Source organism: Methylomonas sp. LWB, assembly GCF_001856095.1.
In the GTDB taxonomy this organism is placed as follows: Bacteria; Pseudomonadota; Gammaproteobacteria; order Methylococcales; family Methylomonadaceae; genus Methylomonas; species Methylomonas koyamae_A.
The window spans coordinates 84,203-108,507 of record NZ_MKMC01000003.1; the positions used below are offsets into that span (position 1 = coordinate 84,203).

27 protein-coding genes and 1 tRNA gene are annotated in these 24,305 nt (G+C 54.9%); 12 read left to right on the forward strand and 16 right to left on the reverse strand.

Translation table 11 applies throughout. The features are described from left to right. Window positions 1-2: 2 nt before the first annotated feature. Together groL and groES are read right to left on the reverse strand one after the other, a co-directional pair. The gene (gene groL / locus BJL95_RS01125; RefSeq protein ID WP_064023968.1) at window positions 3-1,643 is read right to left on the reverse strand and encodes a chaperonin GroEL; all 1,641 of its coding nucleotides are present in this window, start codon (window positions 1,641-1,643) and stop codon (window positions 3-5) included. Window positions 1,644-1,699: 56 nt separating this feature from the next. Continuing rightward, window positions 1,700-1,987, reverse strand: coding sequence for a co-chaperone GroES (gene groES / locus BJL95_RS01130; protein ID WP_064023967.1), 288 nt, complete (start codon window positions 1,985-1,987; stop codon window positions 1,700-1,702). Window positions 1,988-2,189: 202 nt separating this feature from the next. Between groES and BJL95_RS01135 the strand changes: the two genes are divergently transcribed. After that, the gene (locus BJL95_RS01135) at window positions 2,190-2,945 is read left to right on the forward strand and encodes a molybdopterin-synthase adenylyltransferase MoeB (RefSeq protein ID WP_071154946.1); all 756 of its coding nucleotides are present in this window, start codon (window positions 2,190-2,192) and stop codon (window positions 2,943-2,945) included. A 46-nt stretch (window positions 2,946-2,991) separates the two neighbouring features. Here BJL95_RS01135 and BJL95_RS01140 read toward each other — a convergent pair whose 3' ends face one another. Then, entirely contained in the window at window positions 2,992-3,195 is a 204-nt protein-coding gene (locus BJL95_RS01140; protein ID WP_064023965.1) for a hypothetical protein, read from the reverse strand. A gap of 120 nt (window positions 3,196-3,315) precedes the next feature. On the opposite strand from BJL95_RS01140, the gene BJL95_RS01145 reads away from it, so the two are divergent. Further along, complete coding sequence (locus tag BJL95_RS01145; protein ID WP_071154947.1) at window positions 3,316-6,039, forward strand: cation-transporting P-type ATPase; 2,724 nt, start codon at window positions 3,316-3,318, stop codon at window positions 6,037-6,039. Here the strand turns inward: BJL95_RS01145 and BJL95_RS01150 are convergent. Next, window positions 6,010-6,636, reverse strand: coding sequence for a TetR/AcrR family transcriptional regulator (locus BJL95_RS01150; RefSeq protein WP_071154948.1), 627 nt, complete (start codon window positions 6,634-6,636; stop codon window positions 6,010-6,012). The two genes, BJL95_RS01145 and BJL95_RS01150, sit on opposite strands and share 30 nt — an antisense overlap. Window positions 6,637-6,977: 341 nt before the next feature. After that, window positions 6,978-7,376 carry a hypothetical protein gene (locus BJL95_RS01155; RefSeq protein WP_071154949.1) on the reverse strand — a complete coding sequence of 133 codons (399 nt, stop codon included), beginning with the start codon at window positions 7,374-7,376 and terminating at the stop codon, window positions 6,978-6,980. 197 nt (window positions 7,377-7,573) lie between these two features. Between BJL95_RS01155 and BJL95_RS01160 the strand changes: the two genes are divergently transcribed. The 3 genes from BJL95_RS01160 to BJL95_RS01170 all read left to right on the forward strand — a co-directional run bounded on the left by BJL95_RS01160 (window position 7,574) and on the right by BJL95_RS01170 (window position 9,427). Further along, entirely contained in the window at window positions 7,574-8,188 is a 615-nt protein-coding gene (locus BJL95_RS01160; protein WP_071154950.1) for a TetR/AcrR family transcriptional regulator, read from the forward strand. After that, on the forward strand, window positions 8,185-8,820 hold the full coding sequence (locus BJL95_RS01165) for a pyridoxamine 5'-phosphate oxidase family protein (protein WP_071154951.1): 636 nt from the start codon (window positions 8,185-8,187) through the stop codon (window positions 8,818-8,820). Before BJL95_RS01160 ends, BJL95_RS01165 begins: the two co-directional genes overlap by 4 nt. 139 nt (window positions 8,821-8,959) lie before the next feature. Beyond that, the gene (locus BJL95_RS01170; RefSeq protein ID WP_071154952.1) at window positions 8,960-9,427 is read left to right on the forward strand and encodes a nuclear transport factor 2 family protein; all 468 of its coding nucleotides are present in this window, start codon (window positions 8,960-8,962) and stop codon (window positions 9,425-9,427) included. An 86-nt stretch (window positions 9,428-9,513) separates the two neighbouring features. On the opposite strand, the gene BJL95_RS01175 is transcribed toward BJL95_RS01170, so the two are convergent. The 6 genes from BJL95_RS01175 to BJL95_RS01200 all read right to left on the reverse strand — a co-directional run bounded on the left by BJL95_RS01175 (window position 9,514) and on the right by BJL95_RS01200 (window position 14,945). Then, window positions 9,514-10,743 carry a pyrophosphate--fructose-6-phosphate 1-phosphotransferase gene (locus tag BJL95_RS01175; protein ID WP_071154953.1) on the reverse strand — a complete coding sequence of 410 codons (1,230 nt, stop codon included), beginning with the start codon at window positions 10,741-10,743 and terminating at the stop codon, window positions 9,514-9,516. A 133-nt stretch (window positions 10,744-10,876) separates the two neighbouring features. After that, window positions 10,877-11,161: a hypothetical protein gene (locus tag BJL95_RS01180; RefSeq protein ID WP_071154954.1), complete on the reverse strand. Its 285-nt coding sequence runs from the start codon at window positions 11,159-11,161 to the stop codon at window positions 10,877-10,879. 140 nt (window positions 11,162-11,301) lie between these two features. Continuing rightward, complete coding sequence (locus BJL95_RS01185) at window positions 11,302-12,078, reverse strand: alpha/beta fold hydrolase (protein ID WP_071154955.1); 777 nt, start codon at window positions 12,076-12,078, stop codon at window positions 11,302-11,304. Between the two features lie 7 nt (window positions 12,079-12,085). Next, window positions 12,086-12,808, reverse strand: a complete 723-nt coding sequence (locus BJL95_RS01190; RefSeq protein ID WP_083385551.1) for a DUF445 domain-containing protein — start codon at window positions 12,806-12,808, stop codon at window positions 12,086-12,088. A gap of 125 nt (window positions 12,809-12,933) precedes the next feature. Beyond that, a complete protein-coding gene (phoU, locus tag BJL95_RS01195) occupies window positions 12,934-13,638 on the reverse strand; it encodes a phosphate signaling complex protein PhoU (protein WP_064023955.1) in 705 nt (234 codons plus the stop codon). 449 nt (window positions 13,639-14,087) lie between these two features. Then, window positions 14,088-14,945, reverse strand: a complete 858-nt coding sequence (locus BJL95_RS01200) for an SIR2 family protein (protein WP_064023970.1) — start codon at window positions 14,943-14,945, stop codon at window positions 14,088-14,090. A 562-nt stretch (window positions 14,946-15,507) separates the two neighbouring features. Between BJL95_RS01200 and BJL95_RS01205 the strand changes: the two genes are divergently transcribed. Together BJL95_RS01205 and BJL95_RS01210 are read left to right on the forward strand one after the other, a co-directional pair. Beyond that, complete coding sequence (locus BJL95_RS01205; RefSeq protein WP_071154956.1) at window positions 15,508-16,629, forward strand: Fic family protein; 1,122 nt, start codon at window positions 15,508-15,510, stop codon at window positions 16,627-16,629. Between the two features lie 160 nt (window positions 16,630-16,789). After that, a complete protein-coding gene (locus BJL95_RS01210; RefSeq protein ID WP_071154957.1) occupies window positions 16,790-17,824 on the forward strand; it encodes an IS30 family transposase in 1,035 nt (344 codons plus the stop codon). A 250-nt stretch (window positions 17,825-18,074) separates the two neighbouring features. Here the strand turns inward: BJL95_RS01210 and BJL95_RS01215 are convergent. The 5 genes from BJL95_RS01215 to flgA all read right to left on the reverse strand — a co-directional run bounded on the left by BJL95_RS01215 (window position 18,075) and on the right by flgA (window position 20,561). Next, window positions 18,075-18,151, reverse strand: a tRNA-Arg gene (locus BJL95_RS01215). A 32-nt stretch (window positions 18,152-18,183) separates the two neighbouring features. Beyond that, window positions 18,184-18,966: a flagellar brake protein gene (locus tag BJL95_RS01220; protein WP_071154958.1), complete on the reverse strand. Its 783-nt coding sequence runs from the start codon at window positions 18,964-18,966 to the stop codon at window positions 18,184-18,186. A 34-nt stretch (window positions 18,967-19,000) separates the two neighbouring features. Next, window positions 19,001-19,495 (reverse strand): flagella synthesis protein FlgN, encoded by a 495-nt coding sequence (locus BJL95_RS01225; RefSeq protein ID WP_071154959.1) that lies wholly within the window; start codon window positions 19,493-19,495, stop codon window positions 19,001-19,003. Window positions 19,496-19,499: 4 nt separating this feature from the next. Further along, window positions 19,500-19,808 carry a flagellar biosynthesis anti-sigma factor FlgM gene (gene flgM / locus BJL95_RS01230; protein ID WP_064023952.1) on the reverse strand — a complete coding sequence of 103 codons (309 nt, stop codon included), beginning with the start codon at window positions 19,806-19,808 and terminating at the stop codon, window positions 19,500-19,502. A 69-nt stretch (window positions 19,809-19,877) separates the two neighbouring features. Further along, window positions 19,878-20,561: a flagellar basal body P-ring formation chaperone FlgA gene (gene flgA / locus BJL95_RS01235; RefSeq protein WP_071154960.1), complete on the reverse strand. Its 684-nt coding sequence runs from the start codon at window positions 20,559-20,561 to the stop codon at window positions 19,878-19,880. A 120-nt stretch (window positions 20,562-20,681) separates the two neighbouring features. Here flgA and BJL95_RS01240 point away from each other — a divergent pair, with 120 nt between their 5' ends. The 5 genes from BJL95_RS01240 to flgC all read left to right on the forward strand — a co-directional run bounded on the left by BJL95_RS01240 (window position 20,682) and on the right by flgC (window position 24,295). Continuing rightward, on the forward strand, window positions 20,682-21,614 hold the full coding sequence (locus BJL95_RS01240; protein ID WP_064023950.1) for a chemotaxis protein: 933 nt from the start codon (window positions 20,682-20,684) through the stop codon (window positions 21,612-21,614). 39 nt (window positions 21,615-21,653) lie between these two features. After that, on the forward strand, window positions 21,654-22,511 hold the full coding sequence (locus tag BJL95_RS01245; protein WP_064023949.1) for a protein-glutamate O-methyltransferase CheR: 858 nt from the start codon (window positions 21,654-21,656) through the stop codon (window positions 22,509-22,511). A 150-nt stretch (window positions 22,512-22,661) separates the two neighbouring features. Next, window positions 22,662-23,189, forward strand: coding sequence for a hypothetical protein (locus BJL95_RS01250; protein ID WP_064023948.1), 528 nt, complete (start codon window positions 22,662-22,664; stop codon window positions 23,187-23,189). 291 nt (window positions 23,190-23,480) lie between these two features. Beyond that, complete coding sequence (gene flgB / locus BJL95_RS01255) at window positions 23,481-23,876, forward strand: flagellar basal body rod protein FlgB (protein WP_064023947.1); 396 nt, start codon at window positions 23,481-23,483, stop codon at window positions 23,874-23,876. A 2-nt stretch (window positions 23,877-23,878) separates the two neighbouring features. Beyond that, the gene (gene flgC, locus BJL95_RS01260) at window positions 23,879-24,295 is read left to right on the forward strand and encodes a flagellar basal body rod protein FlgC (RefSeq protein WP_064023940.1); all 417 of its coding nucleotides are present in this window, start codon (window positions 23,879-23,881) and stop codon (window positions 24,293-24,295) included. Window positions 24,296-24,305 lie beyond the last annotated feature (10 nt).

A 24,305-nucleotide genomic window follows, 5' to 3' on the forward strand; every position in this document is an offset into this window, starting at 1 on the left:
GATTACATCATGCCGCCCATGCCGCCCATGCCGCCCATGTCAGGCATTGCCGGAGCTTTGTTGTCGGCCGGCGCGTCGGCGATCATTACTTCGGTGGTAATCATCAGACCAGCCACGGATGCGGCGTTTTGCAACGCGGAGCGGGTGACTTTCGCGGGGTCCAAAATACCCATCGCGATCATGTCGCCGTATTCGCCGGTTGCCGCGTTGTAACCGAAGTTACCGCTGCCTTTTTTGACTTCGTTCAGTACCACGGACGCTTCATCGCCGGCGTTGGTGACGATTTGGCGCAAAGGTTCTTCCATCGCGCGGCGCAGGATGCTAATACCTACGTCTTGATCGTGGTTGATACCTTTCAGGCCGTCCAACGCGGACAAGGCGCGGATCAACGCGGTACCGCCACCGGCCACGACGCCCTCTTCAACCGCGGCGCGGGTTGAATGCAACGCATCCTCCACGCGGGCTTTCTTCTCTTTCATTTCCACTTCGGTCGCGGCGCCGACTTTAATGACCGCTACGCCGCCAGCCAGTTTGGCCAGACGTTCTTGCAGTTTTTCACGATCGTAATCGGAAGTCGCTTCGTCGGCTTGCGCGCGAATTTGCGCGACGCGGCCTTTGATTTGGCTTTCGTCACCGGCACCGTCGATGATAGTGGTGTTTTCTTTATTGATTTGGACGCGTTTCGCGGTACCCAATTGGCTGATGTCGGCTTTTTCCAGAGACAAACCGACTTCTTCCGAAATCACGACGCCACCGGTCAGAACCGCGATGTCTTCCAGCATGGCTTTACGACGGTCGCCAAAGCCAGGGGCTTTCACTGCCGCGACTTTCACGATACCGCGCATGTTGTTGACCACCAACGTCGCCAAGGCTTCGCCTTCGACGTCTTCGGCGATGATCAGCAAGGAACGGCCTGATTTGGCCACGCCTTCCAGAATCGGCAACATTTCGCGGATGTTGGAGATTTTTTTGTCGTACAACAACACGAAAGGATCGTCCAGCTCGACACTCATGCTTTCTTGCTTGTTGATGAAGTACGGTGACAAATAACCGCGATCGAATTGCATACCTTCGACGACGTCCAGTTCGTTGTTCAAACCGGTGCCTTCCTCGACGGTGATAACGCCTTCCTTACCGACTTTTTCCATCGCTTCGGCGATGATCGCGCCGACGGACTCGTCGGAGTTGGCCGAGATGGTGCCGACTTGTGCAATCGCTTTGCTATCGCTGCAAGGGATGGCCGCTTTCTCGATTGAAGCAACGGCGGCGGTTACCGCACTGTCGATACCGCGTTTCAGATCCATCGGATTCATGCCGGCGGCAACCGATTTCAGGCCTTCGTTCACGATGGCTTGCGCCAGTACGGTGGCGGTGGTAGTACCGTCGCCGGCGACGTCGGAGGTTTTGGACGCCACTTCTTTGACCATTTGCGCGCCCATGTTTTCGAATTTGTCTTTCAATTCGATTTCTTTCGCGACTGATACGCCGTCCTTGGTGATGGTCGGGGCACCGAAGCTTTTGTCAAGAACCGCGTTACGGCCTTTAGGGCCCAGGGTGACTTTTACCGCGTTGGCCAAAATATTAACGCCCGCGACCATCAATGCACGGGCATCGCCACCAAATTTTACGTCTTTTGCTGCCATTTCTTAATTCCTAAAAATGAGTTTGAAATCAATGTGGTGTGTTAGGCAATCCGGGATTAACCCAGGATACCCATGATGTCTTCTTCGCGCATGACGATGTATTGCTCGCCGTCGACTTTCACTTCGGTACCGGAATATTTACCGAACAGCACCTTATCGCCAACTTTAACCGCCATTGGGCGCACTTGACCGTTATCGAGCGGTTTGCCGGCACCTACCGCCAACACCTCACCCTCGCTCGGTTTTTCGGCCGCGGAACCGGGCAACACGATGCCGCCGGCGGTTTTGGTTTCTTCTTCCACGCGTTTAACGACTACACGGTCATGTAACGGACGAATGTTCATCAAGGTCTCCTCAATATGGATAAAGTTAAAGTTACAAGTTAAGAAACGTTTTAAAACTCAGCCCCAGCGATCCGAAGGACCGGCTTTTAAACCGCATCCGAGTTATTAGCACTCTCTATCGACGAGTGCTAATAATATCCCGCTTTTGCACTCTGTCAAGCTCTTTGGCATCATCTGGTCCTTGCAGACAGCCTTACAAGATATGAACGACGAACAATTACTCCGCTACAGCCGTCAGATCATGCTGCCGCAGGTCGACATCGCCGGCCAACAAAAACTACTGTCCGCCTCGGTGCTGATCGTCGGTGCGGGCGGGCTTGGCTCGCCGGCCGCGATGTATCTGGCCGCCGCCGGCGTCGGCAAACTGGTGGTTTACGACGACGACCAAGTGGACTTGAGCAATTTACAGCGCCAGATCGCTCACGACACCGCCGATATAGGGTTGGATAAAGTGATTTCAACCCGAGCGACCTTGAAAAAGATCAATCCGGGGGTCTCGGTAGAGGCCCACAAGGCAAAACTGGCAGGAGACACTCTGACGCGCGAAGTTGCCGAAGCCGACTTGGTACTGGATTGCAGCGATAACTTTCCGACCCGTTTCGCGATCAACCGCGCCTGCGTAACGGCCGGCAAACCGCTGGTGTCGGGCGCGGCCATCCGTTTCGAAGGTCAAATCAGCGTATTTACACCGGGCCGGGACGACAGTCCGTGTTATAACTGTTTGTACCAAAACGACGGCGAGGAATTGCAAAACTGCGCCAGAAACGGCGTGATAGCGCCAATCACCGGCATCGTCGGCAGCATGCAGGCGCTGGAAGCGATAAAGCTGCTAGTCGGTTGCGGCAAGCCGTTGACGGGCCGATTACTACTATTGGACGGTTTAACGATGGAATGGCATGGCATGCGCCTAAAACGCAACCCGGCTTGCCCAACCTGCGGCGGCGTTTCACACCGATAGTCGCAAAAAAGCCGGGTTGCCCCGGCTTTTTCGATGCGCCTAACACTTATTTGCCGATTTTATGCCTGACCATTTCAATGATTCTGGCAACGTTGTTCAACAACGCCGACTCGCTATCGCCATGCGGCTCGATGTCGCCGAAAGGCTCGCCGTTTTTCATCGTATACATGTAAATAAAGTACCCTAGCGGCGCGAATGCGAACACGGCAATGATCAACATCAGCACCATCAGCTCGATGACTCCACCCATAACTACCTCCGATTGTTTTGTTTTTATTTTTCTAAAATAAGGCCTTAGGCCTCGATTCGGACTATAACCCTATAATTACCGGGGAACAAGCGCAAATTTTCGCCAGCCTCAAGGAAGCCGATGCCCATTAGAAAACGACCCGCCAAAGCCGGTTCACCCTCCGCCGAAAAAACCGTTTGGCACGCCGTCGCCGAAGATCGACTGCTCCGCGAATTGCGCGTCAACATCGGCCAGGGCCTGGCGACCGAAGAAGTCGAAAAACGCCTAGCCGATTACGGGGCTAACCGATTAACGCCGCGTCGCGGCAAGGGACCGGTCCGGCTATTTTTGTCGCAATTTCACCAACCGTTAGTCTACATCCTATTGCTGTCCGGAGCGGTTACCGCATTCCTGGAAGAATGGGTGGACAGCAGCGTCATCTTCGGTGTGGTAGTGGTCAACGCACTGATCGGCTTTGTTCAGGAATACAACGCGATCCGAGCCATCGACGCCCTGGCGCGCGCGTTAAGCGTTGGCGCCACGGTGTTGCGCGACGGCCAGCGCCGCGCCGTCGCCGCGCCGGAATTAGTACCCGGCGACATCGTCGTGTTGCAGTCCGGCGACAAGGTGCCGGCCGACCTGCGCCTACTACGCATCCGCGATCTGCAAATCGACGAATCGGCCCTGACCGGCGAATCGGTGCCGATCGAAAAACGCCAGATGACGCTGGCCGACGAAACCGCGCTAGCCGACCGCGCTAACATGGGGTATTCGTCAACGCTGGTCACGTTCGGCAGCGGCGTCGGCGTCGTCGTCGAAACCGGCGACCGTACCGAAATCGGCCGAATCAACCGGATGATCGCCAGCGCCACCGAGCTGGATACGCCGCTGACCCAAAAAATGAGTGAATTCAGCCAATGGCTGTTGTGGGTCATCGTCGGCTGTGCGGTGCTGACCTTTGCGGTCGGCGTCTGGCGCGGCGAATCGATGCTGCAGATGTTCATGGCCTCGGTCGCGCTGGCGGTCGGCGCGATACCTGAAGGCTTGCCGGCCGCGATTACGATCACGTTGGCGATCGGCGTATCGCGAATGGCCAAGCGCAACGCCATCGTCCGCAAATTGCCGGCTGTCGAAACCTTGGGCAGCACCACCGTCATCTGTTCCGACAAAACCGGCACGCTGACCCAAAACCAGATGACGGTACAAGCAATATACGCCGGCGGCGACTATTTCCAGGTCGGCGGTTCCGGCTACACGCCGGACGGCGAGTTTCGCCACAACGGCCAAGCGATAGACTACCTAAGCTATCCAACACTAATGGAATGCCTGAAGGCTGGCTTACTGTGCAACGACGCCCGTCTGATCGCCGAATCCAACCACTGGCGCATCGAAGGCGACCCCACCGAAGGCGCGCTGCTGGTAGCCGCACGCAAGGCCGGTCTGCGCCATGCCGCCGTCAGCACCGCCCATCCCCGCCTGGACGCGATCCCGTTCGAATCGCAACACCAATTCATGGCAACGCTGAACCATGACCCGACGACCGACAGCCGGCGGATCTATGTAAAAGGCGCGCTGGAAAGCGTATTGGCCCGCTGCGACAGCGCATTGGACCCCCATATGCAGCCGGTCGCGCTCAACAAGGAGCGCCTGATTCGCCAACTGGAAGAGATGGCCGAACAGGGCCTGAGGGTATTGGCCTTCGCCCGCCGCGACCATCAAGACGACGCGCTTGCCCACGCCGAAGTCGCCGGCGGCCTCACGCTGATCGGCCTGCAAGCAATGATGGACCCGCCCCGGCCGGAAGCGGTAGCCTCGATTGCCGCCTGCTACCGGGCCGGCATCGCCGTCAAAATGATTACCGGCGACCATCCGGTCACCGCGCTGGCCATCGCCAAGCAACTCGGCATGCGCCAGGCCGAGCGAGTGATCAGTGGCGTTGAGTTGCAACGGCTCGCGCCGGCCGATTACCCTGCAACGCTAGCGGCCTGCTCGGTTTATGCCCGCATCGCCCCGGAACAAAAGCTGGCACTGGTAGAAGCGCTACAATCGGCCGGCCATGTCGTGGCGATGACCGGCGACGGCGTCAACGACGCACCCGCGCTACGCCAAGCCAATATCGGCGTCGCGATGGGCATGGGCGGCACCGAAGTCGCCAAGGAAGCCGCGGCGATGATTTTGACGGACGACCACTTCGCGACCATCGAAGCCGCGATCGAGGAAGGCCGCGGCGTGTTCGACAATCTGATCAAATTCATCGCCTGGACCCTACCGACCAATCTCGGCGAAGGCTTGGTGATAACGGCCGCAGTGTTTGCCAACGTTGCCCTGCCGATCACGCCGGTGCAAATTTTGTGGATCAACATGACCACCGCCGTGTTGCTGGGCTTGATGCTGGCCTTCGAACCCAAGGAACCCGGCCTGATGCGGCGCAAGCCGCGCAGCCCCGACCAACCGATACTCACCAAGCACTTGGCATTCCGAATTTGCCTGGTCGGGGTGCTGTTGCTGGCCGGCGCGTTCGGTTTGTTCGAGTGGGAATTGAGTCACGGCGAACCGCTCGCCAAGGCCCGCACGGTCGCGGTCAACGTCTTTGTATTCGGCGAATTGTTTTATTTGTTCAATTGCCGCTCGTTGCGCTACTCAATGTTCAAGGTCGGGGTGTTTTCCAACCCCTGGGTGATATTTGGCGTATTAAGCATGATAGGACTGCAACTGCTATTCACTTATTGGCCGACCATGCAAGCCTTGTTCGGCAGCGCGCCGATCGGCAGCGAGGAATGGTTGTTAATCGTCGCGGTCGGCTGGGTTATTTATGCAATGGTGGGGCTCGAAAAATTAATCTGGCGCCGCTTCAACCCAGGCTAAGCCGGCGGCCGACAAGGCCGCCAGCAAGGTTTCCAAGCCGCGTAGCGCGGCTCGCCGCGCGGCCTCGTCGTCTGGGCGATTAGGCTCGGCCTGCGCCCGGATGATGGCGCCATCCACCGCAATCGCCGCCGCCTCGGCCAGACGGCCGCGCATCGGGCCATCCGGCAGCAAGCGGGCTATTACCCGCTCCATATCCTGTTTATGGTCTCGACAGATCGCCACCACGTCCGGCATCGCCCCGCCTAACTCGGCGACGCTATTGATAAACGCACAACCGCGAAACAACGGGTTGTCGAACCACTCCGCCAGCGCCAAGCTTACCGGCGCCAGGCCGCCACCGTCCCGGCCGCCGTGGCGGGCCAGCGCGTCCTCGAACCACGCCATCCAACGCTGGTGGCGGTAATTCAAGAACGCCAGAATCAAATCGTTCTTGCTAGGGAATTGCCGGTAAAACGTCACCTTGGTCACGCCGGATTCGGCGATGACTTTGTCGATGCCGGTGGCGCGGATTCCGTCACGGTAAAACAGATCGTGCGCGGTCAGCAAAATACGCTCGCGCGGCGGTTTATCGGCTATCGATGGACTCTTGTCATTCATGTTTGCGATTGTAGCGCGGATTGTCGAGCCGGCGCTCCCACCGAACCCAATCACGGCGCCAGTCCGGCCGGATCAAAAGAACGCGTTGAGCCGGAACCCGACGGCAACTGCGATGGGTTCCGTAACGAATCGTTTCTCCGCCACGCGATACCGGCGTTCAAGCAGCCGGCGCAGGCAAGCAAACTCTTATGTTCGCCCACTTGCGCGTAGGGTTCGCGATGCACTATTCGAAGATTCAGGTTAACTTCGACGGACCTTCCGCCGAGACAGCCGATGGATTGTTAACGACGACCTACCAGCCTTATTGGTCGGTTTCTTTCCAGACGGTTTCTTCCCAAAATCTATAGCGCGGCCAAGCCGGCTTGGGCTAACACATAACCTACCCACAAGAAACCAATGGTCGAAACGACAAACGACACGGCGGTATAAACGCGCCAATGCGCCTTCCGCCAAAAATCGGTATCGAAGGCGGCGATGGTAAATACGGTCGGATTGGCGAAGCCGCCGATAGCGACGCACCAGCAAGCCACTATCGGCAGATCGATGCCGATGCCGTAAAAACCCAAATTGAACAAGGCCATCAAGGCGTAATCCACATGCGCCCGAATCATGGTTTTGTAATCCACCAGAAACTTGCCGTCGACGCCTTCGATCGGAAACCAGCGAGCAAACGTCATCAACCACGCCGACAATATCAACGCCAAGATGCAGGCAGCCGCACCCAACAGTAATACACTCATCACAACCTCTTTGTCTGATTTGAAAAAACACCCTGTTCTGATTCAAGACCTATCCCGGACGCGAATCTCGAAAACTTACTTACCGGTAAGTTAATTTATTGTATATTGAACGGTAAGCAAGCTGTCAAACGAGAAATTGGCCTTATCGTATCCGCCGCCCTTGACCGCTTGGCAAATTGGACCGACATAACATCCGTATGGCAAAAAACCTACAACAACGCTTGCTCGACGCGGCCACCGAGCTGTTTTACAGCCAAGGTATCAAGGCCACCGGCATCGACGCCATCGTCAAATTGGCCGGCACCAACAAAATGACGCTGTACAACTATTTCTCGTCGAAAGACGAGCTGGTACTGGCATTTCTACGCAAGCGCGATGAAGACTTTACGCACTGGTTCGTCGAGCAACTCAACAACAAAGCCGAGCATCCCGAGGACAAGATATTGGCGATTTTCGACGTAATCGAGGATTGGATGTCGGTTCCGAGTTTTCGCGGCTGCGCCTTTATCAATGCCGCGGCCGAATTTCCGGTAGAGGGCAATCCGGTCCACCAGCTTTCCGCCGAGTTTTACGACAAATTCTCGGCCTTCATCAGCGGCCTCGCCGCGGCATGCGGCATCGTTGGCCACGATAGTCTGGCAACGCAAATCACGTTACTGGTCGAAGGCGCCATCGTCTCGGAACAAATGAAACGCCATGCCGGCGCATCGCGGCAGGCCAAGCGAGTGGCTGAAATTTTGATCGCCACCTACCAACAGGCGTCCGCCATACCAGCGGCAGCCAACCACAATCAAACCAGGACTAACGAATGACCGACTTTTATCACGAGGGGAGCCGGCGCTTCCAAGATCGTTTCGAAACCCGCGCGTTGGCCGACCGCTTGCGGGAAGCGATTGTGGACACGCAAATCGGCCCGGAAGACCGGGAGTTTATCGAAGCGCAAAACATGTTCTTCCTGGCAACCGTCGACGAAGCCGGCCGACCCAACTGTTCTTACAAGGGCGGCGCCACCGGCTTCGTCAGGGTCTTGGACGAAACGACCATTGCCTTCCCGCTATACGACGGCAGCGGTATGTATCTGTCCGCCGGCAATGTGTCTATCATTCCGCATGTCAGCTTGCTGTTCGTTGATTTTCAACGTCAGGCACGTTTGCGGTTCAACGGCGACGCTTATATCGAAGTCGACGATGTTCTGCGCGGCGAATGGCCGGAAGCGGAACTGGTGGTACGGGTGACCCTTAGAGAAATGTTTCCAAATTGCCCGCGCTACATTCATAAAATGACGCTGGTCGAAGAATCGGCTTTCGTGCCCAAAGCCGAACGAAAAACTCCGGCGCCGGCCTGGAAACGCTTGGCTGCGGTGGCCGACGTATTGCCGCCGCGCGATGCGCATTTGGCGGGAGACGAGACGGATTTGGCGGCGGTATTAAATCGAACCGAATAAAGAGCTCGCGGGAAAGCCGTTCAAGATCACTTAACTCTGGAATACCGGGCCCATGTAGACAAATCAGTCTACATCCTGATACGATCAACCTGTAGACAAAACTGTCTACCCTGGCAATTTTCCTTATCCGGAGCACATCATGGAAACCAAACCGCCTTTACCCCCCTTTACCGCCGAGTCCGCCGCGCAAAAAGTGCGGATGGCCGAAGACGCCTGGAACAGCCGCGATCCGGACCGGGTCGTGCAGGTTTATACCGAGGACAGCCGCTGGCGCAACCGCGCCGAGTTTCCTGTGGGCCGCCAACAGATCAAGGAATTTTTACAGCGCAAATGGGCCAAGGAACTGGATTACCGGCTGATCAAGGAGTTGTGGGCGTTTACCGACCACCGCATCGCGGTAAGGTTCGCCTACGAGTGGCACGACGACACCGGCCACTGGTTCCGCAGTTACGGCAATGAGAATTGGGAGTTCAACGAATACGGATTGATGCAACGCCGCTTCGCCAGCATCAACGATTTGCCGATCGAGGACGGCGAGCGCTTGTTTCATTGGCCTTTGGGCCGGCGCCCGGACGATCACGCCGGTTTGACCGAATTGGGATTGTAAAACCAATCGGTCGCGGCGAATGGCGGCGGCGCCAATAAAAAGGGGCGGATCAATCCGCCCCTGAAGACCATCGAGCCGAACGCGGCTTAATGGCTGACGTCGACCTTGCCGCCTTTAGGTTGACCGATTTCGCCCAGCATGGTGTTGAACCAGTCGGTGTCGATATTGAAAGGTTTACCGCCTTTGATACGCGGGAACTCGATCGCCCGCAACACATTGCCCTGGTCTTCGTCGTGGCCGATCACGCCGGATTCGCGGCGGAACGCGCATTCGACCGCCAAATCGGCGCAGGATTTGATCAGGCGCATGTCGTCGATGTTGGACGCGGCGGCGCGAGCGAAGTAACCGGATTTTTGCACCAAGGTTTTTTCGGCGCCGACCATTTGCGAGAATTGCTCGCCGAACCATTTGCCGGGGTTGACCGCATCCAGCTTGATGTGGCCGAACGCGTCGCGCGGCACTTCCTGACCTTTAGCTTGCATTTCGGCGACGATGGACTCGACTCCAGCGCCTTCGGATACGAAGATGTTGACGCAATCGACCTTGTCCATGACTTCGCGCAGGCGCTTGGCTTCGGCTTCCAGATCGATCGCCATTTCCGGAACGAATACCGCGTGGACTTCGTAGGACGCGCGGCTCAAGCCCAACTCCGGCAACCACTCGGCTTTATCAAGCAATTTGCGGTATTCCTGGGCGGTCGCGGCGGTCAGCCAGCCGCAGTTGCGGCCCATCACTTCGTGGACGATCAGCATGCGCGGGTTGGCATTGTTCTCGGCCACCACGTTCATGAAGTAACGCGCGCCCTGCTCGGCGGCGGTCCAGGCACCCAGCGATTGCTTTATCGGGAATACGTCGTTGTCGACGGTTTTCGGCAAACCGATCACGGTCAGACCGTAGTTGTTCTTCGCCAAAAATGCCGCCAGATCGGCCGCCGCGGTATTGGTATCGTCGCCGCCGATGGTATGCAGAATATCGACGCCGTCCTTGATCAATTGGTCGGCCGCGACTTTTTGCGGATCTTCGCCTTCCTTAACCAAACCGCGTTTGATGCAATCCTTGACGTTGGTCAATTTGACCCGGCTGTTGCCGATCACCGAGCCGCCGAAACGTTGCAGCAAACCGGCTTTTTGGCGCACTTCGGCGGTCACCGGATACGAATCGCCCAACAACAGGCCTTTGTAGCCGCCCCGGTAGCAAATGATTTCGATGCTGAGATCGATCTCGGTGTAACGTTCGATCAGGCTGCCGATGGCGGAGTTCAGGCATGGCGCCAAACCGCCGGCCGTAAGGATTGCGACTTTTTTGGGTTTGTTCATGAGCGTGTTGATGGTTATCGGTTGAGAAAGTGATGGTACTCGATGCGGAATCCGCATTCGCGGCGTTTGGATGTGCTTAGGCCCGCGCGCCGCTAGGCCGGCGATTTTAGCACAGGCCCGGACCGAAGCTGAATCAGGAAGTGATACAGGGGTCGGTGGCTTGCCGGCCGTTTTGGGCGACGAAGACCAGGGATTGCAGATCGGCTTGAGAAGCGTCGGTCAACAGGGCTGAATAAGTGACCGGTTCGGCATCGGTCGTGGTCAGACTGATCTTGGTGTACTGCCCGCAATCGCTGAGCGATAACGATAGATAATCGCTCAGCGGCGCGTTCCGGCCGGTCGCCAACAACTCGGCCAACGTCAATGCCGACTTGCCGATCCGCCGAAACCGGCGCCTGCGGAAGAAAAGATCTGTCATTTTGGGCTGCCCCGCGCGTTTCAAACTGAGAATTCCGCCGCTTGTCGATTCGACCCGGCGGTCGGAACAAGTGGGAAAGCCAGCTTAAAGCGTTAGCGAATTCCGGCAAGTGTACCAAGGTTCAAAACCGGCCCGAGCAGCTAATCCGGCCCGGCAAGCCAGTCGTCCACCAAACCGCAGAAGGCTTGCGGCGCCTCGACATACAGCCAATGCCCGGTGTCGGGAATTTCGGAGACGCTGGCGAGCGGAAACAATCGACCAATCGCCGCGCGATCGAGGTAGCGGGACTTGCCACCGCCGATAAACAGCACCGGCCGCGAATACGCCCGGCCCGCCGCGTCCGGGAAGCCGACGATGTGATGGGCGTTATCCCGAATAATGTCCAAATCGATGCGCCACTGGTAACGGCCATCTTTCAGCAACAGGTTTTGCAGCAGAAATTGCCGATAGGCCTGATCGGGAATGCCGTCCGCCAAAGCCTCCTCGGCCTGCTTGCGGTTAACGATGCTGTCCACCGGCACGGCCCGCAACGCGTCGATCAGCGCATCGAAACTGTGCCGGTAGCCAACTGGCGCGATATCGGCGACGATCAAGCGATCGATCCGCTGCGGTTGGTTCAACGCCAGCCACATCGCCACCTTACCGCCCATGCTGTGCCCCAGCAAATGCACGCGATCCAATCCCAAATTGTCGATAAACGCCGCCAAATCGGCCGCCATGCTCGGATAATCCAGTAGAGTCGCATGCGGCGAGGCGCCGTGGTTGCGCATGTCCAGCACGTAAACATGGTAACGCCGCGCCAGTTGTTTGGCGACGGTCCGCCAATTGCGCGAGGACGCCATGAAACCATGAATCAACAAAAGCGGCGTATCGCCCGGTTCGCCGTAACTCTCGTAGGCCAGTTCAAGCGTCGTCATGCGCGTCTCAGGCAAAACCGAACACGGCGCCGAGCACCCCGCCGAATACACCGCCCCAAACCACCAACCAACCCAAATGCCGCTTGATGATGCCTTGCACCATGTCCTTGACCATTTTCGGCGTCAATTCCGCCAAGCGATTGTCGATGACGGCTTCGATCTTGCCGGTCAAATCCTCGCCGATGCGGTGCGCGTTCAAGCCTTGCCGTAGCGCTTGCTTGAAGCGGTCAGACTCGGCCATTTCCTCCAAGGTCAGCCGCATCTTATCGGTAAACGGTTGCTTCAACGGTTGCAGGGCGTCCTCGCCGCCCATCATCAACAGCATGCCGCCGAATGACGAATTCATGATGGACGCCACCAAACCTTCGTAGACCTTGTCGTAATCGACCGCATTCAGCAACGGCTCCAGGTTCAACACCCGGCCGCCTTGGGCTTCCTCGCGCTCGATGAATTGTTCGATATTCGCGACGGTAAAAAACTGTTCCATCATCAAGGCCTTGATCGACGCCTTGAACTCCTGAAAGCGCGCCGGAATGATGCCGGAGCCATACAAAAACGGCACTTTCTCGAACAACATATGAATCGCCAGCCAGTTGGTAATCGCCCCGGAAAACGCGAAAAAACCGATAGCCTTCAAGGTTTCGGGATAGTAGGGACTGACGTAGCCTGCGACGATCACCACCAACGAAATAAGGTTGGTTAGAAAGCTCTGGTTCAATAGTCTTTTCATGCCGATAAGCCACAACGAAGTCAGTGATAGCCGGCTATTTTAACCGTAATTGCAGCCAGGAGCGACGAGGGGCGGACCGAAGCCCCACGTCGTGTAGGATTGGAACGCCAAATGGCGTGAAGAGATTAACCGCGAGCGTGGCGTACGTCGATACCGTCCAGCATGAAAATCAAGTACTGAGCAATATTACGGCTATGCTCGCCGCAGCGTTCTAGCGCTTTCATCATTTGCATCACATCCAGCGCGCGGCGCGTCATCCTGACGTCCTTCAGCACCAGAGCCAACTGGTGGCGTATACCTTCCTGCAACTCGATTTCGTAATCCCTGTCGTGACGCAACAAGGCGTAGGCCGGTTCGGTGTCGCTCTGCTCCAACGCCTGAATCAACTTGCTCAACATCAGCCTGATCAAATCGCCGATCTTGATAATGTCGGCCAGTAGCTTGGGATTCGGGTCGCTGGTATCCGGATCGTATAGCACCGTGATCAATCGGGTGAAGTCCGCAAGCTCCTCGCCGATTTTCGCCAGCTCGACAACGATTTTCGAACTGGAAATTGCCGTGCGCAGATCGTTAGCCACCGGGCAGCGTCTGGCGATCAGCGCCAAGACCTCGTTGTCGATTCGGGTTTCGCAATGTTTGACCTTGCTGGCACGCGCCAGTACCTTCTCCGCCAAATCCATATCGCCGGCGTCCAGTGCCCGCATCGCCTGTTCCAACTGCCGCATCAGCAGTTCGGTCATTGTCAGCAACAAGCTGTGTAACTGCTGCAATTCATCGTCGAATGCCCGCACAGTGTGCGCGCCAGTCGCGCTCTCGCTCAAAGTCGTCATCGTTCGCCACTCGTAAAACGGCCCAAAGCCGGAAATGCCTGACTGTAAGCCCAACAAGTTACAGGAATGTGACAGGACCGCTATCCGGAACAACAATCCCCGTAAGCCGAGGCGGACAGCCAAACCAATAACATCGTAAAAGGTTAATGAGGCAGCCGGTTTGTGCCGGCGCGGATGGAGTGACGCGCATTGCCCGTGTTTAGCGCGAGCGGTCCTTCCGTCCGCCAGACCGAACCAATAACACATCGCGCCGCCGATTCGACCAGAGCCCGATCAACAAGACAAACTACATTACGCTTGCGGTGTTAGAAACTTGGATTTTGGCCAAACGACGGGAGTTATCGGTGGGTTTACCGCTGGCGAACCACTATCGCCACGGTTCGTTCGGCCAGAAAGCGCAAACCCAATCCGCGCCTGACGACCGAACCGGGTTTGCTTACGGCCAAGGATTACGCCGCGGCGACCGCGCTGCCTTGCACGGCCTGCAAGAACTCTTGCACATCGGCGTCGATCAATTCAAAGCCCAGACGTTCGCTAAAGCGTATTTCCTTGGGGGTCGGATTCTTGCGCATGAACCAACCTTTCGGCTCGGCGGCGGAATAGACGATGTCGCTCATCACCATACGCTCGGAGTCACGGTTCAGCGGCAAGCCGATCAGCAGATATTTCTTGCCTTTGCGGTAATCCTTCAAGAAATCCGGAATCGCGAAGCCGCCCATCAGTTCGGTAATGTAATCGACGTAGTCGGCATCGGAAGCGACATAGTTAGCTTCGGGGCGTGGCGTGCCCATCGGCTTAAACAGCACCGGCAACTTCTTGTCGACTTGTTCTTGCGGGATTTCGAAATAGCTGGAGCCGTCGTAATGGTAAATTCTAAACCGGAACGCGGTAGCGGTAATGCGAGCGACACCGACGACCAAGGTATGCTCTTCGTCGGAATAGCTGTCCTGCAATTGGGTGTCCCGGTTGATATCGATGACGTATTTGGGCCGCCATTCGGCCAGCCAATCATGCAGCGCCGCCCGAGTATATTGGGCATCACCGTAAGTTTTGTCCAGAAACTGGGTCAGAAACGAGCGGCCGCGCTTCAGTTCCTGATTCATCGCGGCGCGCGGAAATTCGTACATCAATTTCGGCGCCATCGGTTTGCCACCGTTCATCGCCAGAATCAAGCTATCGCTATCGGCCGGCATGGGCTCGCGAGTCAGTTTGTTCTGGGCGTCGAACACCACTCCGGGTCCCAGATAAGGTATGACTTGATTGTCGTACAAGCCGCTCAAGATTTCGGAAAAAACACTGTTCGACATATTGCGCCCCATGTAAAAGAAGGTGAAGGATACCGGGGTAAAGCAAATTTCAATCCAATTTTACCGGCGCCTCGCCAGCCCATGTACGGCAAGGCATCTGGAATTCGGCTGCCTGCCGCCGGCTGGCAACAACCGTATAAAATTCAGTGGTTTTGTCGGCTCTACTACAAACGAGGCAAAGTAAAGTTGTTAGGCAGAATTCCTGATAGTTGATAAGCAAGCAGCTTTGGCTTGAATCCCTTAAGAACTACCGAAGTTGTTAGTCAGAATTCCTGATAGCTGATAAGCAAGCAGCTTTGGCTTGAATCCCTTAAGAACTACCAAAGTTGTTAGTCAGAATTCCTGATAGTTGATAAGCAAGCAGCTTTGGCTTGAATCCCTTAAGAACTACCAAAGTTGTTAGTCAGGATTCCTGATAGCTGATAAGCAAGCAGCTTTGATCTGATATATCTTTGCCCACACCCGCATTTGTTTGTCATTTTTTATAAAAAATTGCCAACAAGTGGCTTTACCGTTAAAATTTTAAAATTTTTTAACGCCTAATGTCATAAGGGGCTAGTTCATGGAGCTAAATTTAGATAAAGCGGTTCATTATCATTACAACCAGTTTCCACCTGTGGACTTGAATTATAGCCGGCTTGTATTGCCATTAATAAAAGCCACTGATGCGATAGCCAGGTATGACCAAATGTTAAAAAACATGCATAACAGCGAAATATTATTGGCGCCTTTGCGAAATCAAGAGGCCGTCATATCATCTCGAATGGAAGGCATCGTTAGCACAATGGATGAAATACTTAAATATGAAGCTGACCATGAGAATGGTTCGAATAACGCTACAAATGTAAGGTCAGAAGTAATAGAAACCATTCTCTATCAGCGGGCGTTACGAAATGCGCAAAAAGCTATGATAGATGGTTACCCGCTATCGCAATCATTGATAAAAACAATTCATCAACAACTTCTTTCTTATGGTCGTGGCGCTTTAAAGTCACCAGGACAATATAAAAACGAACAAAATTATTTAGCAGACAAGTTAAAAAGAAATATCTTGTTTGTACCGATCAGCCCTGAAAAACTTCAAAGTGGGATAGACAATCTGTTTCATTATATTGAACACAGCGATAACCCTATTTTGATTAAAACGGCATTAACGCATATAGAATTTGAAGCTTTACACCCATTTAAAGATGGCAATGGGCGAATTGGAAGAATGCTGATTACACTGATGCTTTGGTCTTCAAAGACGATCTCTGCACCTCATTTTTATGTCAGTGGATACCTGGAAGAAAATAAAGATGCCTATTTAGATATAATGAGAAATGTGTCTGAGAATGGAGACTGGGATACCTGGATCACCTTTTTCCTTGAGGCTGTAGAACAGCAAGCTGTCAAAAATCTCGGAATTGCAGAAAACATCCGTGCGTTGTATGAAAGAATGAAAGAAGTTTTTTCGGAAGTTCTTTCTTCAAAATGGAGCGTTAATGCATTAGATTTTGTTTTTACAAATCCTGTATTTAGAAATAATAAATTTTCAGGACAAAGTGGAATGTCCCCAGCCACAGCAGCAAGGTTTACCAGAGAACTACTAGATCACAATTTAATTGTTACTTTGGAAGAAGCATCAGGAAGAAGGCCGGCGCTATATGCGTTCGAGCCGTTAATGGAGCTTGTTAGAGTTTAAAAAATAGCTTTATTACATATTAGTTTTTGTATCGAAAAGTGCTCAGCAATAAAAAAGCCGGTTTCCTGATTGGGATGCCGGCTTTTTTATTACGCTTCAATAATGAGGGGGCGGATTCAAAACCGAAGTGCAACACCCAAAATGCCGGTAAGGTATGCACATGGAAATCCCCTCAAAACGCTATCAACAGCTTCAGCCTGAAGATCGAGTCACTATCAGCAGTCTGAAACAACAAAACCAGAGCATTCGCGCCATTGCGCGGATTCTGCAACGCCCCGCCAGTACCATTAGTCGAGAACTACGACGTAATAGTACGGACAATCAATACGGCAGTGTCCAAGCGCAACAAGCCAGCCAACATCGACGGCATCAATCACGACCACGCCAGAAATTGCATGCCGATAGCGTGTTGTTTGGCGTTGTTCAGCATTTCCTTCGGCAAGGCTGGTCGCCCGAGCAAATTGCTCTGGCGCAGGCCGCGCTCTATCCCAAAGGCCATGAGTACCGAGTGTCACACGAAACCATTTACAACTGCATCTACGCCCAACCGGTCGGCGAATTAAAGCGCGAGCTGATTGCCTGCCTGCGCCAGGCTAAAAACAAACGGGTGCCGCGCAGTAAGGGGCAAGACCGTCGAGGTCAGATACCGGACATGGTCAGCATTCATGTGCGACCGCCCGAAATTGAAGATCGCCAGTTTCCTGGTCACTGGGAAGGCAATCTCATCAAAGGCGCGAGTAATGCCAGCGCCATCGGCACCTTGGTGGAGCGGACCAGCCGCTTGCTGATGCTGGTCAAGTTGCCTCATCCGCAGCCTGCCAGTGCCGCCAATGTGCTGCAGGCCTTTACCGACAAGCTCAACAGCATTGCCCAACCAATGCGGCTGAGCATGACCTATGACCAAGGCCGTGAGATGGCTTTGCATCAGCAGCTTTCGGTCAATACCGGTATTGCCGTGTACTTCTGCGATCCTCACAGTCCTTGGCAGCGCGGCTCTAACGAAAACATGAATGGCCTGGTTCGTCAGTATTTGCCCAAGGGCACGGATCTGTCAGGCTATACCCAGCAACAACTCGATGCGATTGCCGATCAAATCAACACTCGCCCTCGAAAAGGTCTTGGGGTACGCTGTCCCCTCGCTGTTTACAGGGAATTGCTGCTCAATAGCTCCCAACAGTCAAATCTCATTCATTAATATCGAGGTGTTGCACTTCGGTTTTGAATCCGCCGGGCTATTTGTCAGTGGAGCATTGAAAAAATACTGCCGCATTAATTTGGCGTAAGCACTTGATCCAAGTGATACCGGTCGGAATCGAACCTACGACCTTCGTGTTACGAGTGCAGTTTTTTGCCGGATGTTTTCTTTCTTTTCTTTCAGAGGCCCCATGAGCGCCCCACAGAGAATTACTGCCCCATGAAAAATCTATGTAAACAATTGATTTATATGGCGTCCCGGAGACGATTCGAACGTCCGACCTGTCCCTTAGGAGGGGACCGCTCTATCCTGCTGAGCTACCGGGACTTAGACCGCGAATTTTAACACAGCCCTTTTGATTAGGACTTTTGTTTTCGGATTTCCACCCGCTCCAGGGAGGTGATGAAATACGACAGCTTGGATTGACTTTTGGATGACAGACTCTCGAAGAATCCACCGATTTGAACCTTGCTGGAACTCTGCCCTATAGGCTTGACGAAACGGACGATCAAGTCGAAATCCATCGCGTAATCCTCGAACTGAATCTGGCACCCCTTGATTTTGTCGCCGCGTTGGACCCGCGCCCGATTGGCGGGAATGTTAATGCCGGCACCGCCGCGCGACAAATCGAACAAATATCCGCCGATCGACATGCCGGTGCGCTGGACGATGCCGTTGAACGGAATTTCCAGAGTAGCAATCTCCAAGCGCGGCGAGCGGCGGCGTTGCGGATAAAAAATTCGGTCCGGAAACGGTGCCTTGTAATAGCTGATCCCGCGCATATGGCCGATTTCGATCGCGCTCAGATTGAACGATAAATGGATACCCTTATGAAAGGTCGATAACTTTAGCGACCGGCTACGCAATAACAAATCGTTGCCATGTTTGGGCACCAACTCGTCGAGAATAATGGCGTTTTTATCGAGCTTGACGCCGAGTATCGAAGAACTGAAGTCTTCCTGACAACCTTCGATTTGTATCGTACACAATGGCGATCCGGTCTCGATTTCGGCCAGCAATTTGGCGATGCGATCCGGGTCCGTCAAAAAATTCGGATTTTCGAACGCGAAAAAATCGCTGTCGTCCGATTCCGGCACCGGCTCATCGGATTTGGCAAACCATTGCTTAAGTTTTTTGAGCATGTAAAACGACCCTACCTTGTAAGCGGATTTCAGTCTACACCGAAATCAAGGTATGAGAAAACAGCTCGCTCCGCGTCGAACCGTCCGGGCCGTAAGTGGCGGCCAACGGCGATTTGCCGCGCAAAATTTGCAGGGATCGTTGAGTGTGGCGACTGAGTAATGCGATGCTTGCGCCGTTCTGCTCGTTGATGGCTTTGCATTGCCGCGAAACCGCCACGATTTGCCGCCAAAGATTCCACGCCTCCAGCACGCTCAGACCGGCGGCCTTGGCTTTGACGAGGTAGTTTTTGACACCATCGCCGCCGACGCCGAGTTGTTCGGTGGCCAGCACTTGGCCGAATTGGCGGGTGAATTGATCGAGTTCGGCCACCATCTCTTTTTTCTCGGCGGCAATGCGGGAGATGACATCGGGATCGGCGGCCCGTCCGAGCTGTTCGGCTTCCGCTTTTAACAGCTCGAACAATTTTCCGGTAGCCTTATGGCCGTGAATCAGAAGTTTTTCGGCGATGGGGAAGGTTTTCTCTATCATGGCGTCAGGAACTGTCTGGTAATTTATCCTCGAATTGCATCATTTTGCGAGCAATTCGCTCCGGGTCGAACGAGTAAGTGCCGGATTGCAGCGCCGCGCGAATTTCGGCGACACGGTCTTCGTTCACGGCGGGCGAGGACGCACTGGTCGCGGCGGCCTCGGCCAAGCCTTGCGCCGTCGCGGTAATGTTGACGGTATCCGTGTCCAGCGCGCTCGCCGACTGGTCTTTGTTGGCTTCGACCAGATCTTTCGCGGCCGTTTTTGCGGGCACCACCGTGCTGAAAGCTTTACCATTGATGGATTCGATAGCCATGGCGACATTCCTAAAAGAGTTTTATCTGGAGCTGTTAGCGGCATCATCATAAATTCCTTTAGGCATCGGTCAAAAATTGACCGTCACTTGTCCGGAACCGACCACGACGGCCTGGATCACCCGTTGCGACGACAGGTTTTTGACACTGATTCTCTGGCCTTCGGTGCCATCGTTCAACGCAGTCCCCATCGCGGTAATCAACATCCCGAACTTACCCGACTGTATGTTGACCCGCTCGCCGCGTCGGACCAAGGTCGGTTCGGCATAATGTTGACGATTCAGCACGCTGCCGGCGGGGATATTGCGAACCGCTTGTTTGTCGACCACTTGGCTGGCATCGGTCACATAACCGGCCTGCATCATGCCGGCATCGCGGATTTCGAAATTTAGATACTCGGCACGAATCACATCGTTGCGGCGCAACGACTTGTTGAGGATCGCGACCTGTTTGAAGGCCTTGACCATAGCAACGCTGTACACCGTCCAGCCTTTATCAGCCTGGCAACGCACACCAACGGTATTGCGCCCCGGCTTGATCTCACCTGACTGGGCGAAGGCCTGCAGCGGCTGGGCACACATCGGTAGTTGCAAGCGCGGGTCGATCTGGGCGACGACCACTTCGTAGCGGCCGCCAGGCTCCAACGCGGCGCCGACAAACTGGGTCACGCTATCCCGTATCTCTTGCACCGGCTGGGTTGGCACGGCGGCCGCTTGCCCGGCCGCCAACAGGCTTGCTATTGCTAAGGCTTTCATATTCGCTTGTCGGTTTTTTGACTATGCCGTCAATCCAGCACTAAACATGCCAGCATTTTTTAAAGTAAACCAAGGCAAAGTCGCTATAATTTTGGAACACTGTCATTCCAGGGGAATTTTATGGCCGGAGTCTTAGACGGCGTCGATCAGCGCACTAAATTGGCGGGACACAACCGTTTCGAACTGCTGCTGTTTAAGCTGACCAGCCAGCAACGCTTCGGGATCAACGTCTTCAAGGTTCAAGAGGTTATTCAATGCCCGCCGTTGACCCAAATTCCCAATTCCCACTCCGTGATTTGCGGCGTCGCCCATTTACGCGGCAAAACTATTCCGGTCCTCGATCTTTCGATGGCCATCGGCATGCGCCCTTTGACCAGAGATGCGGGCTGCTACGTGATCGTGACCGAGTACAATCGCTCGATTCAAGGCTTTCTGGTCGGATCGGTCGATAGAATCATCAATATCGGCTGGGAGCAGGTCAAAGCGCCACCCACCGGCACCGGCAAGGAAAGCTACCTGACCGCCGTCACCGAAGTGGACGGCGAGCTGATCGAAGTGATAGACGTCGAAAAAGTGATGAAGGAAGTCATTGGCGGCCGTGAAGAAGCCGCCGCCGAAAACATTGAAGTCGACATCGCCAGCAAAAACGACCATATTCTGGTCGTCGACGATTCCTCGGTCGCCCGCAATCAGGTCAAGCGCGTGTGTCAGCAAATCGGCCTGGAGTGTACCCTGCTGAAAGACGGGCAGGAGGCTTGGGACCATTTGAGCGATCTGATCGCCGACGGCGTCAAAATCGAGGATCGTTACGCGATGATTATTTCGGATGTGGAAATGCCGCGCATGGACGGCTACACGCTAGCCACCAAAATCAAGGCCGATGCCAACATGAAGCACATCTATCTGATCCTGCACACCTCGTTGAGCGGCGTCTTCAATACCTCGATGGTGCAGAAAGTCGGCGCCAACGAATTCCTCGCGAAATTCGACCCGGATGCCTTGCTGGACTCCATTCAAAAGCAACTTAAACATCAGCATGCCACGCACCATTAACGCCGACCGTTTCCCGGCGTACCACGCTTGACTTCCAGCATGTCCAATCTTATCGGTTCGGCCGGCGGCGAGCCGAATTTAAGCTCGGCCGCTTACCAAAGCATCTGCGAGTTCCTGGACCAGAACTGCGGCATCGTGCTCGGCAACAGCAAGCAATATCTCGCAAAAAGCCGTTTGCTGCCGTTGCTGGTCAAGTTCGAATTAGCGGATTTCAACGAACTTGCTCAAGCCCTGCAATCCGCCGCGTTTTCCTCCGCCAAACTAAAAAGCGCGGTCATCGACGCGATGACCACCAACGAAACCTACTGGTTTCGCGACGACAAACAGTTTTCCGACTTTAAGGACCGGGTATTACCGGAGTTACTGAACCAAAAAAACGGTAGCCTGCGGATTTGGTCGGCGGCGTGTTCTACCGGTCAGGAACCTTACTCGCTGAGCATCTGTGCGCTCGAAGTCCTGCGCGGCACGGGTAAAAACCGCAATATCCAGATTATCGGTACCGATATCTCCGAAACCGTGCTGGCGGACGCCAAACGCGCGGTGTATTCCGAGTTGGCTTTATCGCGCGGCGTGGACAGCGCCACTCAAGCCCGCTACTTCCAAAAGAGTTACGAAGGCTACACGCTCAACGACGACGTCCGCCAACTCGTGCGCTTTCAGCAATTCAATCTGCTTAAATCCTTCGCCGCGCTCGGCCGTTTCGACGTGATATTTTGCCGCAACGTGTTGATTTACTTTTCGGACGCGGTGAAGCGTGACATTATTGGCCGCATGGCCGAGAACTTGGAAACCGGCGGCTATCTGTTTCTGAGCAGCACCGAGTCGATGCCGACCGGTCTCGGCGCGTTTGAACCGGTTCGCAACGGTCAATCAACCTATTTCAAAAAGCGCGGCTGAACCGGGCTTTGACAACCGACCCCGATATCGAGCAGTACTCGATGCACGGGCAGGTTGCCAAACGGCGGCCAGCGTCCAGGCTCGACGGATTCAAGCCAACCGGTATTACTCCCAAAACCCTATTCTCCGCCACACCACCGGACCCGAACCATGACCGACGACGAAATCCCGACCGAAAGCCAGCCCACCAAGCGCCATTTCGGCATCGAACAAACCGTATTCATCCTGCTGATCTTGCTGTCGCTGGTGGGCATTTTTATCACCGACTTCAACCCCGACGACGGCTACGGTTATTGGCTGGCGATGGTCTTCGTGTTCGGACTGCTGTCGATTTTCGTGGCCCGCCTGCGCGCCAAAAGCAACGAAGCGGATCTGGGCAAAATCGTAAAAGCCCAGGCAATGCATTGGCTACATACGATAGTCGTCGTGGCCGCCGCATCCATGTTGAACAAATCCGGCCAAATGGTCGGCGTCTCAAGCGATATGCTGATCCTGCTGATATTGGGCCAATCGACGATGCTGGACGGATATCATATCGGCTGGCAGTTCAGCCTACTCGGCTTCTTCCTGGTCGGCTGCGCATTAATCATCGCTTTCTTCCAGCCCTTCATGTGGATTTGCGCCGGACTGGCGGCTCTCGTCGTCGCCGCGTCCTTCATGCGCTCTCGCGTCGATTGATAGGCTTCCCCGAACCGGACGCCCCCACCGCCCACCGCCAGCCCACTGAATCCCGCGAAGCAACCCGCCCCCCCTCCGCCGGAATCTTGACGCACCTCGCCTAAGCGCCGGTCTCAACCCCGCAAAATTGCGCACCGGTCATGCGGAAAAATTTTGCCGCCGCGCGGCAAACGGCAAATTTTGACGCTCGTCCAGACGCCACTCCAGCCAATCCAACTGATTTATTCAGACTTTTTATTTCTGGCATATTTTCTGCTGAATACGGGTATCAACTCGAAGAGGCGGCAAACCATGTCAATCAATTTCGACCGAGCATTGGGCGTTCATCCGCAAGCGCTAACCCTACGCGAAAAACGTAGCGAAATTTTGGCGGCGAACCTCGCCAATGCGGACACCCCCGATTACAAAGCCAGGGATCTGGACTTCAAATCGGTATTCCAGCAATCCCTGGCGGACGCTAGCGGCGACCTGCGTCGCACCCATCAGGGCCACATGACCGGCCCCAATGCCTTGCTCGGCGCCGAACTGCTGTACCGGACGCCGTATCAAGCCTCTCTGGACGGCAATACCGTCGAGACCAATATCGAACAGGCGAAATACGCCGAAAACGCCGTGCAATACCAAGCCAGTCTGCGCTTCGTCAGCGACGACTTTGCCGGGCTGGTCAGAGCCATCAAGGGAGAATAACCATGTCCTCATTGCGAATCTTCGACGTTGCCGGCAGCGGCATGAATGCGCAAAACCTGCGCCTGAATCTGGTGGCCAGCAACATTTCCAACGCCAGTAGCGTCAGCAGCAGCATCGACCAAGTCTACAAATCGCGGCAGCCGGTGTTCGCGGCCGAATTTCAAAACCAGCTCGACCGCCGAGCCGGCACCACCGGTGTCGAAGTCCGCGGCGTCGTCGAAAGCCAGGCGCAACCGATCATGGAATACGCGCCGAATCATCCGATGGCCGACGAACTAGGCTACATCTATAAACCCAACGTCAACACCATTGAGGAAATGGCCAACATGATGTCGGCCTCGCGCGGCTATGAAAACAACGTTGAGGTGCTTAACACCGCTAAAAACCTAATTCTACAGACCCTGAAGATGGGGCAATGAGGACTAAGCC